The 15,105-nt window shown below is 68.3% G+C and carries 15 protein-coding genes; 10 read left to right on the top strand and 5 right to left on the bottom strand.

Annotated features, from left to right (window positions below; all coding sequences use genetic code 11):
* Positions 1-31: 31 nt before the first annotated feature.
* Both N5K27_RS02200 and N5K27_RS02195 read left to right on the top strand, forming a co-directional pair.
* Positions 32-1,000, top strand: a complete 969-nt coding sequence (locus tag N5K27_RS02200; protein WP_279814410.1) for a tripartite tricarboxylate transporter substrate binding protein — start codon at positions 32-34, stop codon at positions 998-1,000.
* 1 nt (position 1,001) lies between these two features.
* On the top strand, positions 1,002-1,910 hold the full coding sequence (locus N5K27_RS02195) for an alpha/beta hydrolase (protein ID WP_279814408.1): 909 nt from the start codon (positions 1,002-1,004) through the stop codon (positions 1,908-1,910).
* A 33-nt stretch (positions 1,911-1,943) separates the two neighbouring features.
* On the opposite strand, the gene ftsY is transcribed toward N5K27_RS02195, so the two are convergent.
* Entirely contained in the window at positions 1,944-3,167 is a 1,224-nt protein-coding gene (ftsY, locus tag N5K27_RS02190; RefSeq protein ID WP_279814405.1) for a signal recognition particle-docking protein FtsY, read from the bottom strand.
* A 114-nt stretch (positions 3,168-3,281) separates the two neighbouring features.
* Between ftsY and rsmD the strand changes: the two genes are divergently transcribed.
* From rsmD to N5K27_RS02175, 3 genes are all read left to right on the top strand, one after another.
* Complete coding sequence (gene rsmD / locus N5K27_RS02185) at positions 3,282-3,884, top strand: 16S rRNA (guanine(966)-N(2))-methyltransferase RsmD (RefSeq protein WP_279814400.1); 603 nt, start codon at positions 3,282-3,284, stop codon at positions 3,882-3,884.
* Positions 3,885-4,061: 177 nt separating this feature from the next.
* Positions 4,062-4,562 carry a pantetheine-phosphate adenylyltransferase gene (gene coaD / locus N5K27_RS02180; RefSeq protein ID WP_087838434.1) on the top strand — a complete coding sequence of 167 codons (501 nt, stop codon included), beginning with the start codon at positions 4,062-4,064 and terminating at the stop codon, positions 4,560-4,562.
* Positions 4,563-4,590: 28 nt separating this feature from the next.
* A complete protein-coding gene (locus tag N5K27_RS02175) occupies positions 4,591-4,842 on the top strand; it encodes a YfhL family 4Fe-4S dicluster ferredoxin (RefSeq protein WP_087838435.1) in 252 nt (83 codons plus the stop codon).
* A gap of 13 nt (positions 4,843-4,855) precedes the next feature.
* Here the strand turns inward: N5K27_RS02175 and N5K27_RS02170 are convergent, their stop codons facing one another.
* Positions 4,856-5,728: an MOSC N-terminal beta barrel domain-containing protein gene (locus tag N5K27_RS02170; protein WP_087838436.1), complete on the bottom strand. Its 873-nt coding sequence runs from the start codon at positions 5,726-5,728 to the stop codon at positions 4,856-4,858.
* A 22-nt stretch (positions 5,729-5,750) separates the two neighbouring features.
* A complete protein-coding gene (locus N5K27_RS02165; RefSeq protein WP_279814394.1) occupies positions 5,751-8,168 on the bottom strand; it encodes an AsmA family protein in 2,418 nt (805 codons plus the stop codon).
* 117 nt (positions 8,169-8,285) lie between these two features.
* Between N5K27_RS02165 and N5K27_RS02160 the strand changes: the two genes are divergently transcribed.
* Complete coding sequence (locus N5K27_RS02160) at positions 8,286-9,167, top strand: pirin family protein (protein WP_279814391.1); 882 nt, start codon at positions 8,286-8,288, stop codon at positions 9,165-9,167.
* Positions 9,168-9,287: 120 nt separating this feature from the next.
* Positions 9,288-10,265 carry a tripartite tricarboxylate transporter substrate binding protein gene (locus tag N5K27_RS02155; RefSeq protein WP_165963151.1) on the top strand — a complete coding sequence of 326 codons (978 nt, stop codon included), beginning with the start codon at positions 9,288-9,290 and terminating at the stop codon, positions 10,263-10,265.
* Between the two features lie 77 nt (positions 10,266-10,342).
* On the opposite strand, the gene N5K27_RS02150 is transcribed toward N5K27_RS02155, so the two are convergent.
* Positions 10,343-11,209: an AraC family transcriptional regulator gene (locus N5K27_RS02150; RefSeq protein ID WP_279814388.1), complete on the bottom strand. Its 867-nt coding sequence runs from the start codon at positions 11,207-11,209 to the stop codon at positions 10,343-10,345.
* A gap of 121 nt (positions 11,210-11,330) precedes the next feature.
* Between N5K27_RS02150 and N5K27_RS02145 the strand changes: the two genes are divergently transcribed.
* The 3 genes from N5K27_RS02145 to N5K27_RS02135 all read left to right on the top strand — a co-directional run bounded on the left by N5K27_RS02145 (position 11,331) and on the right by N5K27_RS02135 (position 14,531).
* A complete protein-coding gene (locus N5K27_RS02145) occupies positions 11,331-11,687 on the top strand; it encodes a nucleotide pyrophosphohydrolase (RefSeq protein WP_243724513.1) in 357 nt (118 codons plus the stop codon).
* Between the two features lie 11 nt (positions 11,688-11,698).
* Positions 11,699-12,751, top strand: a complete 1,053-nt coding sequence (locus tag N5K27_RS02140; RefSeq protein ID WP_132979792.1) for an adenosine deaminase — start codon at positions 11,699-11,701, stop codon at positions 12,749-12,751.
* A 175-nt stretch (positions 12,752-12,926) separates the two neighbouring features.
* A complete protein-coding gene (locus N5K27_RS02135; RefSeq protein WP_279814381.1) occupies positions 12,927-14,531 on the top strand; it encodes a hypothetical protein in 1,605 nt (534 codons plus the stop codon).
* Positions 14,532-14,550: 19 nt separating this feature from the next.
* Here the strand turns inward: N5K27_RS02135 and N5K27_RS02130 are convergent, their stop codons facing one another.
* On the bottom strand, positions 14,551-15,057 hold the full coding sequence (locus N5K27_RS02130) for a PRC-barrel domain-containing protein (RefSeq protein ID WP_087838500.1): 507 nt from the start codon (positions 15,055-15,057) through the stop codon (positions 14,551-14,553).
* Positions 15,058-15,105: the final 48 nt, after the last annotated feature.

The raw sequence follows: 15,105 nt of genomic DNA, 5'->3' as shown, positions 1-15,105 counted from the left end.
CGGCACCCACGACATCGTTGCAAGGACCATCATGCTCAAGAAACTCATCCCCTGCCTGGCCGCGCTGGGCACCATCGCCGGCCCCGCGATGGCCGCCGCGCCCTTCCCCGCCGGGCCCGTCACGATCGTCGTGCCGAATGCGGCCGGCGGCCTGGCCGACAACATCGCCCGCCCGCTGGCCGATGCCTTGGGCCATGAATTGAAACAGCCGGTCATCGTCGAGAACAAGGGTGGCGCCGGCGGTGTCGTGGGCACGGGCATGGTCGCGCGCGCCAAGCCCGACGGCTACACGCTGCTGCTGACGCTGTCGTCCATATCGGGGCTCCCCGAGGCCGACCGCCTGCTGGGCCGCAAGCCGGCCTTTCAGCTGGACCAGTTCGTACCCATTGCGCGCATCACCGCCGACCCCAACCTGCTGGTGGTCCGGGCCGACGCGCCGTGGAAATCGGTGGCCGAACTGGTCGCGGATGCCAAGAAGAACCCGCAGGCGCTGAACTACGGGTCATCTGGCGTGTATGGCGCCATGCACATCCCCATGGAAATGCTGAAGGCCGCATCGGGCGCTCCCATCACCCACGTGCCGTTCTCGGGCGGCGGCCCGGCCCTGGTATCGTTGCTGGCCGGGCAGGTCCAGCTGGCGGCCAGCGGGCCCGCCAATGCCAGCACCTTCGTCAGGTCAGGCAAGATGCGGCCCCTCGCACATTGGGGTACCAAGCCGCTGGCCTCGATGCCCGGCGTCCCCAGCCTGAAGTCGCTGGGCTACGATGTCGAGTTCACGCAATGGTCGGCCCTGATCGCCCCCGCCGCCACCCCCAAGCCCGTCATCGACGCGCTGCGCGAGGCGGTGCGCAAGGTCACCGCGCAACAGGGACTGCAACAGGTATTCCTCAACCTGGGCAGCCCCATCGACTACATGGACGCGCCCGAATTCGCGGCCTACTGGAAGACCGACGCCGAACGTGTGCAGGCCGCCGTTCGCCGCATCGGCAAGGTGGACTGACATGCCGCATCCTCCCGACATCCCCCCGTCCCTGCGCCAGGCCATGGCGGAACTCGGTCCGCGCTGGGGCACCAGCGTACAGGCCCACGTCCGCCAGATGGTGCAGGGGTTCTCCGAGATCCTGCGCGACGCGCCGAAACTGGCCACGGTCACGCGCGACCTTCCCTATGGCGACGATCCGCGCCAGTGCCTGGACGTCTTCCAGCCGCTGGGCCAGGCGGCCTCGCGCCGGCCGGTGCTGATGTTCGTGCACGGGGGCGCCTTCGTCGAAGGCGAGAAGGACCGCACGGCGGAGATCTACAGCAATGTGCTTTGGTACTTCGCCCGGCACGGCATCATCGGCGTCAACGTCGAATTCCGCCTGGCGCCCGCCCATCCCTATCCCAGCGGCACGCAGGACATCGCCGCCGCGGTGGCGTGGGTGCGCGCCCACGCGGACGAACTGGGCGCCGACCCGGGCCGCATCTTCCTGATGGGACATTCGGCCGGCGGCACCCATGCGGCGCACTACGCCTACGATGCCCGCTTCCACCCGCCCGCAGGGCACGGCCTGGCCGGCCTGGTGGTGGTGTCCGGCCGCGTGCGGGCCGAGAATTCGGCGGAGAATCCCAACGCCAGCCGGGTGGAGGCCTATTACGGCACCTCGCCCGCCACGATGGAGGAGGGCTCGCCGGTCAACCACGTCACGGCGCAGACGCTGCCCACCATGATCGCCGTCGCCGAATACGAGAATCCGCTGATCGACGTGCATTGCGTGGAACTGCTTGCCGCGCTGACCCGCATCCGGCGCCGCGCGCCGCGCTTCGTCTGGATGGCGGGCCACAACCATACGTCGATCGTGGCGCATTTCAATACCGCCGAGGATGACCTGGGCCGGCAGATCCTGGCGTTCATGGAGCGGCCGGCCTAGGACCTGACGGCGCCAGGGCCGTTCCCGCCGGCATCAATTCCCCAGCAGCGCCCCGGCAAACTCGTCCGCCACGAAGGGCTGCAGGTCGTCGATGCCCTCGCCCACGCCTATCCAGTACACTGGCACCGGCCGCACGCCCTGCGCGCCGGCCGCCACCGCGGCCAGGATGCCGCCCTTGGCGGTGCCGTCCAGCTTGGTCACGATCAGGCCCGTCAGGCCCAGGGCCTGGTCGAAGGCCTTGATCTGCGCCAGCGCGTTCTGTCCGGTGTTGCCGTCTATCACCAGCAGCACCTCGTGCGGCGCCGAGGCATCGGCCTTGGCGATCACGCGCTTGATCTTCTTGACCTCTTCCATCAGGTGCAACTGCGTGGGCAGGCGGCCGGCGGTATCGACCATCACCACGCCCATGCCGCGCGCCTGGCCGGACTTGACCGCATCGAAGGCGACGGCGGCCGGATCGCCGCCTTCCTGGGCGATGACCGTGACGTCGTTGCGGCGGCCCCACTCCACCAGTTGTTCGCGCGCGGCCGCGCGGAAGGTATCGCCCGCGGCCAGCAGCACGCGTCGGCCCTGTTGCTGGAAGGTGCGCGCCAGCTTGCCGATGGACGTGGTCTTGCCGGCCCCGTTCACGCCCGCGATCATGGTCACGATGGGCGCGGGGCGGTCCAGGTCGAAGCGGCGCTCGAGCGGCCGCAGATGCTCGGCCAGCAGTTCGCGCAGGACCTGGCGCACGCGGTCGCCATCCTCGATGCGTTCCTGGCGCACCCGCTCGCGCAGCCCCTTGAGCAGCGATTGCGCCGCGTCCACGCCGGTATCGGCCATGATGAGCGCGGTCTCCAGTTCCTCGAACAGGTCCTCGTCGACCTTCACGCCCACGAACAGCGTGGTCAGGCTCTGGCCGGTGCGCGACAGCCCGCTCTTGAGGCGCGCCAGCCACGACGACTTGGCGGGTGGGGCCGCCTGGGGCGCCGGAGCCGGAGCTGGAATCGGAGCCGGAGCTGGAATCGGAGCTGGTGCGGGGACGGGCTGGGCCGGCGCGGGCGCCGCCGGCTCCTCCGGCACGGGAGGCGGCGCTACCGGCGTGTCGGGCGCCGCCATCCCGGGAGCGACGGGCTCCTGGGCAATTGGCTCCCGGGGAGCCGGCGGGACAGCGGGCTGGTCCGCCGCCGGCGCGGGAACGGGCGCGGCGGGCGGCTCCTGCGCACGATCCTGCTCGGGGGAAGGCTGGGGGGTCTTCTTCTTGAAGAAACTGAACATGGAAACCTGTCTGCTGTAACGGCCTGCGCCTTCATCGGGACGACGGGCGGCGGCCCACCCGGCGGACACGCGGCCGCCGGCATATAGAATCTGGGATTCTACCGGTCCATCGCCATGCCCTCATCCCGCCCTCCCGCCGCCCGCTCCCACCGCTCCGCTCCCCACAAGGTCCGCATCATCGGCGGCCGCTACAAGCGCACCCCGCTGCCCGTGCTGGACCTGCCCGGCCTGCGCCCCACGCCCGACCGCGTGCGCGAGACCCTGTTCAACTGGCTCAACCATCTGTGGGGCGGCGAATTCGCCGACAAGACCGTGCTCGACGCCTTCGCCGGCTCGGGCGCGCTGGGCTTCGAGGCCGCTTCCCGCGGCGTGGCACAGGCCGTGCTGGTGGAAAGCGACCGCCGCGCGACGGCGTCGCTGGAGGCACTGCGCGCGCGCCTGGGGGCGGACAATGTCAGCATCGTGACCGGCGACGCCCGCGCCTACCTGGCGCGTCCGGCCGCCCATTTCGACCTGGTGCTGCTGGACCCGCCCTTCGGCCAGGACTGGCTGGATCGTATCCTGGCGTCATCATTGCAAGCACTTACTGACGGTGGAATGGTCTATATTGAAGCCGAAGCGCCGATACAGGCACCGCCCGGGACCGAATTGCTGCGGCAGGACAAGGCCGGCGCGGTACATTTCCATCTGCTGCGCGCCCAGGCGAAAGCGGCGTAGCGCCTGGAAACGTCTGATACGCGTCATTTCCAATTTGCTGCGCCGCGCAAATAAGGAAATAATCACATCATCCGGAAACCGGATGCCGGCCGCCGAAGGCGCCGGACGATTCGTCCCCGCCATCCGGGCCGGGACCGAAAAGGCTGACGCCCATCAATAGAAATACGGAGCCTACGCATGATCATTGCCGTATACCCTGGCACCTTCGACCCGATGACCCGCGGCCACGAGGACCTCGTCCGCCGCGCGGCCGGGCTGTTCGACAAGGTGGTGGTGGGCGTGGCGGTCAGCCGCAACAAGGCCCCCTTCTTCACGGTCAGCGAACGGGTCGAGATCGCCCGGGAGATCCTGGGCCACTATCCCAACGTCCAGGTGGCCAGCTTCTCCGGCCTGCTCAAGGACTTCGTGCGCGAACAGAACGCCCGCGTCATCGTGCGCGGCCTGCGTGCCGTCTCGGACTTCGAGTACGAGTTCCAGATGGCCGGAATGAACCGATACCTGCTGCCGGATGTCGAAACCATGTTCCTGACGCCTTCGGACCAGTACCAGTTCATCTCGGGCACCATCGTGCGCGAGATCGCCCAACTGGGCGGCGACGTCAGCAAGTTCGTCTTCCCGTCGGTCGAACGCTGGCTGCACGCCAAGGTCACGCAGCTGGGCGGTCGCGACGGCGCCTGAGTCCCCAAGCGGCAAGGAAGTCCCCACCATGGCTCTGCTGATTACCGACGAATGCATCAACTGCGACGTCTGTGAGCCCGAGTGCCCCAACGATGCCATCTACCTGGGCACGGAGATCTACGAGATCGACCCTGCCCGCTGCACCGAGTGCGTCGGCCACCACGACGAGCCGCAATGCAAGGTGGTCTGTCCGGTCGAGTGCATCGAGCTGCATCCCGAGTTTCACGAGACCCACGAGCAGTTGATGGTGAAGTACCGCAAATTGACGGCGCCCGCCTAGGGCGCGCCTTCCGTCAGAAATCCAGCACCACCTCGGCCCGGTCCCCCACGTTCAGCACGGCGCCCGGCGGCGCGCTGACGATGGCGTTCATGCCGAACGTCACGCCGCCTTCGGGCTGGCTGCGGAAAGTGCCCAGCGTGGCCATGGGCTCATTCGCCCGCGCGCCGGTGAGCTGGTCGGTATTGGGGATCTCGCAGCGCACGCAGGGCTTGACCAGCGCCAGCCGGACCTCGCCCACCGTCACCAGCACGGTGTAGTCCTCGTCGTAGGCGCCGAACTCGCTCAGCACCACGTTGGGACGAAAGCGATCCATGCCGACCGGAGCCTGTCCCGCCGCCGCCAGCTTCTGGTTCAGTTCGGCCAGCGAAGCCTCGTTGGCCACCAGGATGGGGTAGCCATCGGCGAAGGCGAAAACGTGGTGTCGCGGAAAGCCTTCGGCCACCGGATGACGCGCCAGCCAATTCTCGATGCGCGTCGTGCTGGCCAGCCGATGCGATTGCGGGTGCACCTTGACCAGCCGGCATGGCGTACCCAGCAATGCGCCGAACCATTGGGCGGCCAGGTCCCCCTCGTCCACGGCATCGACCTCGTCGCGCCAGACCGTGACCCGCGTGCGCACGCTGTCGTCGTCTTCGACCACGTCGACCGGTATGTCCAGGCGCGGCTGCCCCGGTGCGGTCACGAGCAGGTAGCCGTCGCGCAGGTCGGTGCGAACCCGGGCCATGGCCGGATGGCTGCGCTGCGAAAGAAAGACGCCATTGGCGTCGACCACCATCCATCGGCGGTCGTTGTGCAGGCCGGCCATGCCGACGGGAGAGCGGTCCAGGGCGATGCCGCCGCAGGACTTGATGGGGTAGATGTACAGGCCGGAGATGGAAATGGACATCGGCTTTCCGCTAAGAATTCGTCTACCGGAACAATCCCTTGAGCCGGTCCTTGACCTTGCCGCGCAGCTTGTCGCCCGCCTCGGACGGTTCGATGCCCAGCTCTTCCTTGAGTTTGTTCTTGACGGTGTTCTTGAGCACGTCGGTGGCGACCTTGCTCCATTGGATCGTATAGGACGGCGATGCGAAGGGCCCCGCCACGTGGACCGGCACGGTGACGTTGCGCAGATCCGCGAGGTCCTTGCCGTCCTGTCCCGTGGAGGTATTCACGACCGTGACCAGCGCCACCAGGTCGAAGCGTTCGCCCGGGATGTCGATGCGGGCCGGCTCCCCTTCCGAGATGCGCAGCAGCGGCGCCTTGGCGCTCAGGCTGCGCACGGTGCCGATGCCGCTGGCGAACACCAGCTGGGCCTGCAGTTCCGAAAAATCGGTCTGGAGCGTATCCTGGTGCTGTCTGGCATCGTCCTTGCGGGCGGAGAGCAGCGCACGGAAATCGCGCAGGGACTGGGCGACGTTCACGCCCTTGATGGCCCCGTCGCGCACCGCCAGGCTGGCCGTGCCGTTCAGGCCGCGCTTCATCTGCCCCACGGTCTTGCCGGTCGCGGTCAGGTTGAGAGCGATCGTCGCGCGGCCGATCAGGCCGTCCTTGTGCTTGAGATCGGACAACAGCGGTTGCAGTGAAACGTTGGTGAGCGTGGGCGCGAGGCCGATGCGGTTCGTGGACGCGTCCGCGAACACGCTGCCCGACAGCGAGCCGCCGTACAGCGACGCCTTCAGGCCACTGACATCGGCGCGCCCCTTGGCCACCCGCACCGAGGCGGAGACGTTGCCGGCCTTGAGCCCTCGCGCGACAAGATTGCCGACCTTGACGGTTCCGCTGGCCGTGATGTCCTCGAGCGCGGACAGGTCCACCGGCGGATCCGCGGGCGCGCGGACGCTGCCGCCGGCCCCGCCGCCCGCCGCCACCTGCCCGGCCGGGGGCATCAGCTTGTCAAGGTCCAGCGTATCGGCGGCGACGGTAAAGGCGATGCGCGGTTCGTCGAACTGCGACACCTCGGCCGAGGCGTTGAACTGGCCGCCTTCGATCATGGCATCGAGCCTGGCCACCACGTGTTCCCGCTCGAAGTTGGCGCGCACGCTGCCTTTGATGGGGATCGTCATCAGCTTGTCGGGAAGCGCGGGGTCCTGGATCTCCAGTTGGCCCGCCAGCTGGGGCAGCGATACTTTCCTGCGCGGCAGGCTGGCCTGGACCGGCGAGGCGCTGGAGAGCCGGACCACGCGCTCGCCTTCCTTGAGTTCTCCGTCCAGAGACAGGCGCTCGATGCCGAGCTTGTCGGCGCTGCCCGATATGCCCGACAGGGCCACGCGCAGGTCCAGGTCGCGCTTGCCATCCAGGCTCACCCGGGCGGTCAGCGCCTCGCCTTGGGCCGCCTGCGGCGACACGTGCAGCGCCGGCGCGGACAGCGACAGTTCGAAGGGATCGGCGCCCAGCTTGCCTTGCGCGGACAACGACAGTTTCTCGACCTGTACCCGGCCCTCGGCCAACCCGGCATTCAGGCGCGGGGCGTCCAGCCGCAGGTCCACGCCGCTGAGCGGCCGGCTGCCCGCCACGTCGCCCTGGAACGCGACCGAGACGCCCGAGGCGTCGATGGCCTGGCGCTGCCCGTCATAGGCGAAATCGCCCTGCGCCGTCAGCGCGGTGGCCCGGATGGAGGGCAGCACGCCCGTCGCCTTCAGGTCGAAGTCCTTGACCGAGAAAAAACGCTGCCCGGGATCCACCGTCAGCCGTCCCTGGACCTGGATGGTGGCATCCACGCGCGGATTCTGGCCCAGCACCCTGGCCGACAGGTCCAGGTCGAACGGCGTGCGCGGCGCCACGCGTCCCGTCGTGGCGGACAGCCGCTCCACTCGCATCGACGTGCCTTTCACGTAGTCGCGCAGCGCCAGCTCGCCACCGCTGAATTCGATGCCCGCCACGTCGAACAGCAAAGGTTTGCCGCCGGCATCCAGCTGGCCGCCCGCCGGCTGGTCCGGGGTCTTGGGCGCCGGGCCCAGCAGGTCCTCGAAATTGAACTTGCCGTCCTGGTAGCGCACCACGTTGGCCTTGAGTCCCACGACCCGGACGCGGTCGACCACGATGCGGCCGGACAGCAGCGGCAGCACCGCCACCGATACCCGTGCGGTATCCACCGCCGCGAAGATCTGGGTGGAACGAGGCTCGGACAGCGACAGCTTCTCGATCTCCACGCCCAGATTGGGGAAAACGCTGAACCGGACGTTGCCGTCCATGCGCAGGGTACGGTCGTAGCGTTTCTTGACCGCGTCGGCGACCGGACCCTTGTAGTGATTGGGATCGACCAGCAGCACCAGGGCCGTCAACCCGATGGCCGCCACGGCGAGCAGGACAGCCGCACCGATTGCGATGCGCTTGAACCACCGCATTTAACACGTCTCCGAAAATCCTGGATGGCCGGCGTGCCGCTGCCGGTTCCGCGACTGTACCCACCAGGCCTATATGATAACGGGTCCCCCCTACGCGCTGCATATGGAGAACCTGACATGACTGCTGAGAATTCCGGTATCGAACGCATCGAGTCGCGCACGGCGCAGATCGGGGGCGGCATCAGCGTGGACAGGGTATTGCCGGTACGGCAGCACCGGCGCATCGGGGCCTGGTGTTTCCTGGACCATGCCGGGCCGGCCCGGTTCGAACCCGGCCAGGGGATGCTGGTCGAGGCGCATCCCCACATCGGCCTGCAGACCTTCACCTGGCTGATCGAGGGCGAGGCCCTGCATCGCGACAGCCTGGGCAACGAGCAAATTCTGCGCCCGGGGCAGGTCAACCTGATGACCGCCGGCATCGGCATCAGCCATACCGAGGAATCCCTGCCCGACCAGCGCGTGCTGCACGCCGCCCAGCTATGGATCGCGCTGCCGCCCGGCAAGCAGGAAATCGCCCCGGCGTTCGACCATTATCCCGACCTGCCGCGCTGGTCGGAAGCCGGCCTGGACTTCACCCTTCTGGCGGGCTCCCATGCCGGGCGCACGGCGCCCACCCGGATCCATACGCCGCTGGTCGGCATGGACCTGCAAAGCCCGGAAGGCGCCTCGCTGCGCCTGGCGCTCGAGCCCGGTTTCGAACACGGCCTGCTGGTGCTGGAAGGTGCGGCGCAGGTCGAGGGCGAACGCTTCGGCCCGAACGAGCTCGCCTACCTCTCGCCAGGGCGGGTCGAGCTGAACCTGTCGACCGAGGCCGGCAGCCGGCTGCTGCTGATCGGAGGCGAACCGCCCACCGACGACATCACCATCTGGTGGAACTTCGTCGGCAGCAAGGCGGCCATTGCCCAGGCCCAGCGTGACTGGGAGGCCGGCAGCGCGCGCTTCGGCTCGGTCAAGGGCTACGAAAACCGGCGGCTGGTCGCGCCGCCGGTGCCCTGGTAGGTTTTCGCTGGGCGGAAACTCGAAAAATCCGGCTTGAGGTCGGCCTGCGCGCGGTGTCTAGTGTGCATGGCGCGTCTCGCAGGCGCGCCATATCCTCACCAGAACATCCGGAGACCCCCCATGCGCGTCCTTGCACTCGGACGGCTCGCGGCCGCCCTGGCCGCTGCGCTTGCGCTGTGCCCACCGGCCCTGGCGGCCGACTACCCCTCCCAACCGGTCACCTTCGTGGTCGGCTACACCCCTGGCGGAGCCATCGACCAGTCCGCCCGCCTGATCGCCAGCGAACTGGCCAAGCGCTGGAAGCAGTCGGTCATCGTCGACAACAAGCCGGGAGCCAATGCCACGATCGCCGCCACCGCGGTGGCCAACGCCCGGCCCGACGGCTATACGCTGCTGGTGGCCGCCAGCAGCCACAACCTCAACAAGTTCGTGAACAAGAACCTGCGCTACGACGTGGAGAAATCGTTCACGCCGGTTGCGCTGACGGTCGAGGTGCCCAACGTGCTCGTGGTGAACGCGGCCTCGCCCTATCGGAACCTGGGCCAGTTGCTGGCGGCGCTGCGCGAGAAGAAAAAACCGTTCAGCTACAGCTCGCAGGGCATAGGCGGCGTGCCGCACCTGGCGGGTGAACTGTTCAAGATCCGCACCGGGACCGACATCCTGCACGTACCCTACAAGGGCGCGGCACAGGGCATGACCGACCTGATGGGGGGCGTCGTGGACATGTCCTTCCCCACGCCGGGCTCGGCCATGGGCTACATCAGCCAGGGCAAGCTGCGGGCGCTGGCGGTGGCGTCGAACGAGCGGCTGGCGCAGTTGAAGGACGTTCCCACCTTCGCCGAGGCCGGCGTGCCCGACTACCTGATCAGCACCTGGCACGGCCTGCTTGCTCCCGCGGGGACCCCGCCCGAGGTGGTGGCGAAGATCAACGCCGACGTGGCCGACATCCTGCGCGACCCCGCCGTGCAGCAGGCGCTGGAAGCGCAGGGCAACCTGGCGGCCAAGCCGCTGACGCCCGCCGAGTTCCGCGCCAAGCTGTCCCGCGAGCTGTCCGTCTACGGCGACATCGCCTCGCGCATAGATCTCAGCGGGGGCTGATACCCGCCCCCCCTACCCGCTTACGCGCGCCCAGCATGGTGAGCCCCCAGCCGCGACGCGGTCCGCTGTGCCCTGGGTCAAACGGCATCCGCTTCTTGCTTCGCGTTGGCCAGAAGCAGGTAGATGCGGGTCTTCAGGTCGGACGGCGGGGTGGTCTTCGGGTCGTTCACGTATTCCTCGAACACCGGGAAGTCGGCCGGCTGCTCGCCGCTGGCCGGCAGCCAGCCGCCGAACAGCCAGGCATAGGCCGATTCCAGCTCGCTGTACGGCCCGGTATGCTCCAGTACCGCGCAGCGGCCGGCGGGCAGCTCCACGCGGTGCAGGGGCGCGTCCAGCGCCACGCCGGGCGGCGCCTCCAGGCCCGCTTCGCTGCGCAGGTCCTGCGTGGCCACCTGCTCGGGGTCGTCGTAGTAGATGCCGAAGCTGCGCGGTTCGCCACGCAACAGGTTGCGGCTGCCCGCCAGCATGAACAGCCGGTCGAAGGTCGCGCCTATCCGAAGATAGTCGCCGGTATGCGAAAGGGCCGCCAGGGAGGCGCCGGGAAAGCTTGCGATCTGCACGGGATACATGGTGAGCTCCTTGCTGCGATAGATGACGTCGGGAGAACGGTCCTCGCGATATCGCCCGGGCGGCATGCCGAACGCCGCGCGGAACGCCCGGCTGAACGCGGCGGTCGAGCCGTAGCCCGCCCGCCGCGCGACCTGGTCCAGCGTGCGGCCACCCCGGTGCAGCTCCGCCGATGCCCGCAACAGCCTGACCCGCTGCACCGTGGCCGCCACGGTCTCGCCCAGCATGGCGCGATAGACCCGGTGGAAGTGATACGGCGACAGGCAGGCCAGCCCGGCCAGGTGATACAGGACGGCATCGTGGTCCGGATGCGCGGCCAGCCAGGCCAGGACAGGTTCCAGGCGCCGTTCGTAGTGGCTGCGTGTCTGCGATTTCATGAGTACCTCCGGGTACCGACTGTACGGGGGGACGTATTGCGGATTTTGCGGTTTTGGCGCCCGGCGGACCGGCCGGCGGCGAGGGCTAGAATATAAGCGTCCCGCCCCCCGAGGTATCAACGTGTCCGACTTCGACAAGATCAGGCGCGCCGTCCGGCGCTTCACCGAAGAACGCAACTGGGACCAGTTCCATTCCCCCAAGAATCTCGCCATGGCGCTGAGCGGCGAAGCGGGCGAGCTCGTCTCCATCTTCCAATGGATGACCGAGGAAGAATCGAAGGAACTCAATCCCATCAAGCTGTCCGAGGCGGCCGACGAGATCGCCGACGTGCAGCTCTATCTGATCGCGCTGGCGGACAAGCTGGATATCGACATCGGCCAGGCGGTGGAGCGCAAGATGGTGAAGAATGCGATCAAGTATCCTCCCCGGGCGTTCTATGGCAGCGCCCGCAAGTACAACGAAAGCGACGAGACCTGAAGGCGACCGCCATGACTCCGTCCCGGACCGCAGCCCAGCCTCATCTCGCGACGCTGCTGCAGGCCATGCCCAAGGCCGAGCTGCACGTGCACATCGAAGGCACCCTCGAGCCCGAACTGATCTTCGCGCTGGCGCGGCGCAACGGCCTCGAGCTGCCCTATCCCGACATCGACAGCCTGCGCCGGGCCTATGCGTTCCAGGACCTGCAAAGCTTCCTCGATCTCTACTACGCCGGCGCCGCCGTGCTGCAACGCGAGGAAGATTTCTACGACATGGGCATGGCCTACTTCCGGCGCGCCGCCGCGGACAACGTCGTGCATGCCGAGATCTTCTTCGATCCACAGACGCATACGGTGCGCGGCGTGGAGTTCGGCACCGTCATCGCGGGGCTGGAGCGCGCGCGGCGCGACGCCCGCGACACGCTGGGCGTAGGCAGCGAGCTGATCATGTGCTTCCTGCGCCACCTGCCCCAGGAGTCGGCCTTCGAGACCCTGGCGGCGGCGCTGCCGTACCGGGACCGCATTCTGGGCGTGGGACTGGACAGCGGCGAGGTCGGCAACCCGCCCGGGAAATTCACCGAAGTGTTCCGGCGTTGCCGCGAACTGGGATGGCATGCGGTCGCCCACGCCGGCGAGGAGGGCCCGGCATCCTACATCTGGAGCGCCCTGCACGACCTGAAGGCCGAACGCATCGATCACGGCGTGCGCTGCCTGGACGATCCGCGACTGGTGGCCCATCTGGCCGAGCACCGGATTCCGCTGACCGTCTGTCCGCTGTCCAACGTCATGCTGAAGGTCTATCCCAGCATGGAACGGCACACGCTGGCGCGGTTGCTGGAGGCCGGGCTGTGCGTGACGGTGAACTCGGACGACCCCGCCTATTTCGGCGGCTACGTGAACCGGAACTACCTGGCCTGCTTCGAGGCCTTGCCCGAACTGGGCGCGCGCGAAGCATACCGGCTGGCCCGCAACAGCCTTGACGCGAGCTTCGCGCCCGAGACGGACAAACAGCGCTGGCGGCAACAGCTGGACGCCACCTTCGCCGGCGTCCCCGACGCCCGCTAGGACCTGTTCACGCCATCCGGGGGATACCGCCCCGGTGCCATGAAGCCGTCACACAGGCGGCCAACAATGCGCGTCGCCGGCACTACCCGCGACGCATGGCGCCGCGGATGGCGCCGGCTGTCCGGCGCCGCCATTCGGCCCGCCTTCGCAGCACGCCACCCAACCTGACATGCCCATGAAGACACGCTGCTTCGACCGGCAGGCAACCTCCCGCCCTGTCGCCGCATCCCTGCTCGCCTCGCTCGTCCTGTCGCTGGCCGCCTGTGGCGGCGATGGAGACGGGTCCCCGGGAACGACACCCCCGACCACGCCTCCCGCCACCCCGCCCGCCGCCTCCATGGACGTCACCCTGGCCGGCTGGCCCGGTCTTGCCGGCCTGACCGTCAAGGCGGACGGCAAGGAGATCGCCGTCGCCAACGGCGCCTTCTCGGTAGCCGGCGGCGCCACCCTGACCCTCGAGGCCGGCGGGGTGGAACTGGCGTCGCTATCGCCCCGGCATACCATCACCGTGTTCGATCTGCTGTCCAGCCGCGACTGCCAGAGCTCGCCCGAACTGGGCAGGCTGCTGAGCCTGCTGCTGGCCCTGGACAGCGACCAGGATTCCTCGAACGGCATCACCCTCGCCCCGATCGCGCAGCCGGCCTCCGGGGTCAAGCTGGCGGCGCTGAGCGAACAGGAACTGCTCGCGCTGGAAACCCGGCTCGTGGGCCGCAGCGTGTCGATCACCGATGCCCTGCGTGCGGCCAACGCAGCGCTGGACCAGGAGACCTGGACCGAATCGCTGGCCACGCGCACCTCGTTCGTGAACGACATGAAGGTATTGCAGAACTACCTGGACCGCGTGCTGGCCGAGCTGGCCATGGATGCCCGGGCGCTGACGGGCTTCTCGTACCTGACCGACGAGCAGGCCGCGCGCATCCCGGCCACGCTCAAGAGCCAGGGCATGGCCTTCGACGGCGACACGCCGGTCTTCTCGTGGCGCTACGGCCTGCAGCGCACCAGCGCCGTCTATCAGCCCACCCTGAACCGTCCGCTGGCGCTGCCCGCCGACATCCAGTCCGAATACGGCGCCAGCGCCGACGGACCGCACATGGGCCACATCGGCGACATCGACATCCTGGACGGCAAGCTCTATGCCCCCATCGAAGACGAGGACGACTCGTCGCAGCAGTCCTACATCGCCGTGTTCGACGCCAAGACCCTGCAATACACCGGCGAGAAGCATGCGCTGCCGCTTGCCGAGCACGCCGACGGCGTGCCCTGGGTGGCCGTGGACGGCCCCCGCAAGCAGCTCTACACGGTGACCTGGAGCACCTCGGCGGCCGACAAGCTGAACGTCTTCGACCTGGCGACCTTCAAGCTGGTCCGCTCGGTGCCCCTGCAGACTTCATTCAACGGCAAGCGGGTGCAGGGCGCCAAGGTCTATCACGGCATGCTGTACGCCTCCAGCGACACCAAGGACGGCGTAGCCGGCACCGACCTCAAGCGCAAGCGCATCTACAAGGTCGATCCCGTCAGCGGCGCCGTCATCGAGCTGATGCACTACGACGAGCCCAACCGCACCGAAGCCGAGGGCCTGGCCTTCAGCCCCGACGGCACCATGCACCTGACGGTCATCGCTCCGTACACGACACCGATATACGGCCAGACGACCAATCCCAGGCCCTTCGACGAGAGCTACAGCATCGACGGCGACGACTGGAATCCGTCCGCCACGCTGCGCCACTTCAAGCGCACCGGTGGTCCGCTGCGCGAGAAGCTCTGCGCGCTGGGCGCATAGCCGCCGCTGTCCGCCCCGCCTACAGGCCTTCCGAGAAGCCCGTGCGCGGGGCGTTGACCACCGGCTGGTCGAGGGTGACGCGTTCTCCCTGGCGCTGGTGCCAATAGGGTTCGGTCCCGTAGCGGCCGTGCAGCTCGGTGGCCCAGCCCGCGTCGGCGAAGCTTGGCCAGCGGTCCTTGTCGAAGCCTTCGGCCTGCTTCACCACGTCGGCCGACACGCCCAGGATGAACACCTTGCGGTCGGTATCCAGCGTCAGCGCGTTCCACGGGATGGCCAGGAGCTTGTCGCCCATGCCCAGGAAGCCGCCGCTCGACAGCACCGCGTAGGCGATACGGCCGGTCGACACGTCCAGCATGATGTCCTTGATCGATCCGACGTGCACGTCATCGGCGCTGTAGACCTTGTTGCCGTCCAGGGTCGAGGCGGCCATGATGTGCGGACCCGGCCCGTCGGCCGTGGCGCTGCCCTTGCCCACGATGCCGGCGCCGCCCTGCTGGGGCGCGGAAGTGCTGTCGATCTGTGCCATGTTGATCTCCTTCATGGACGTCGGCGGCTTCCACGCCCACGCCCGGTG

Source organism: Pigmentiphaga sp. GD03639, from assembly GCF_029845405.1.
In the GTDB taxonomy this organism is placed as follows: Bacteria; Pseudomonadota; Gammaproteobacteria; order Burkholderiales; family Burkholderiaceae_B; genus Pigmentiphaga; species Pigmentiphaga daeguensis.
The sequence above is the reverse complement of the archived record's forward strand: the minus strand, read 5'-3'. Positions and strand labels throughout refer to the sequence as shown.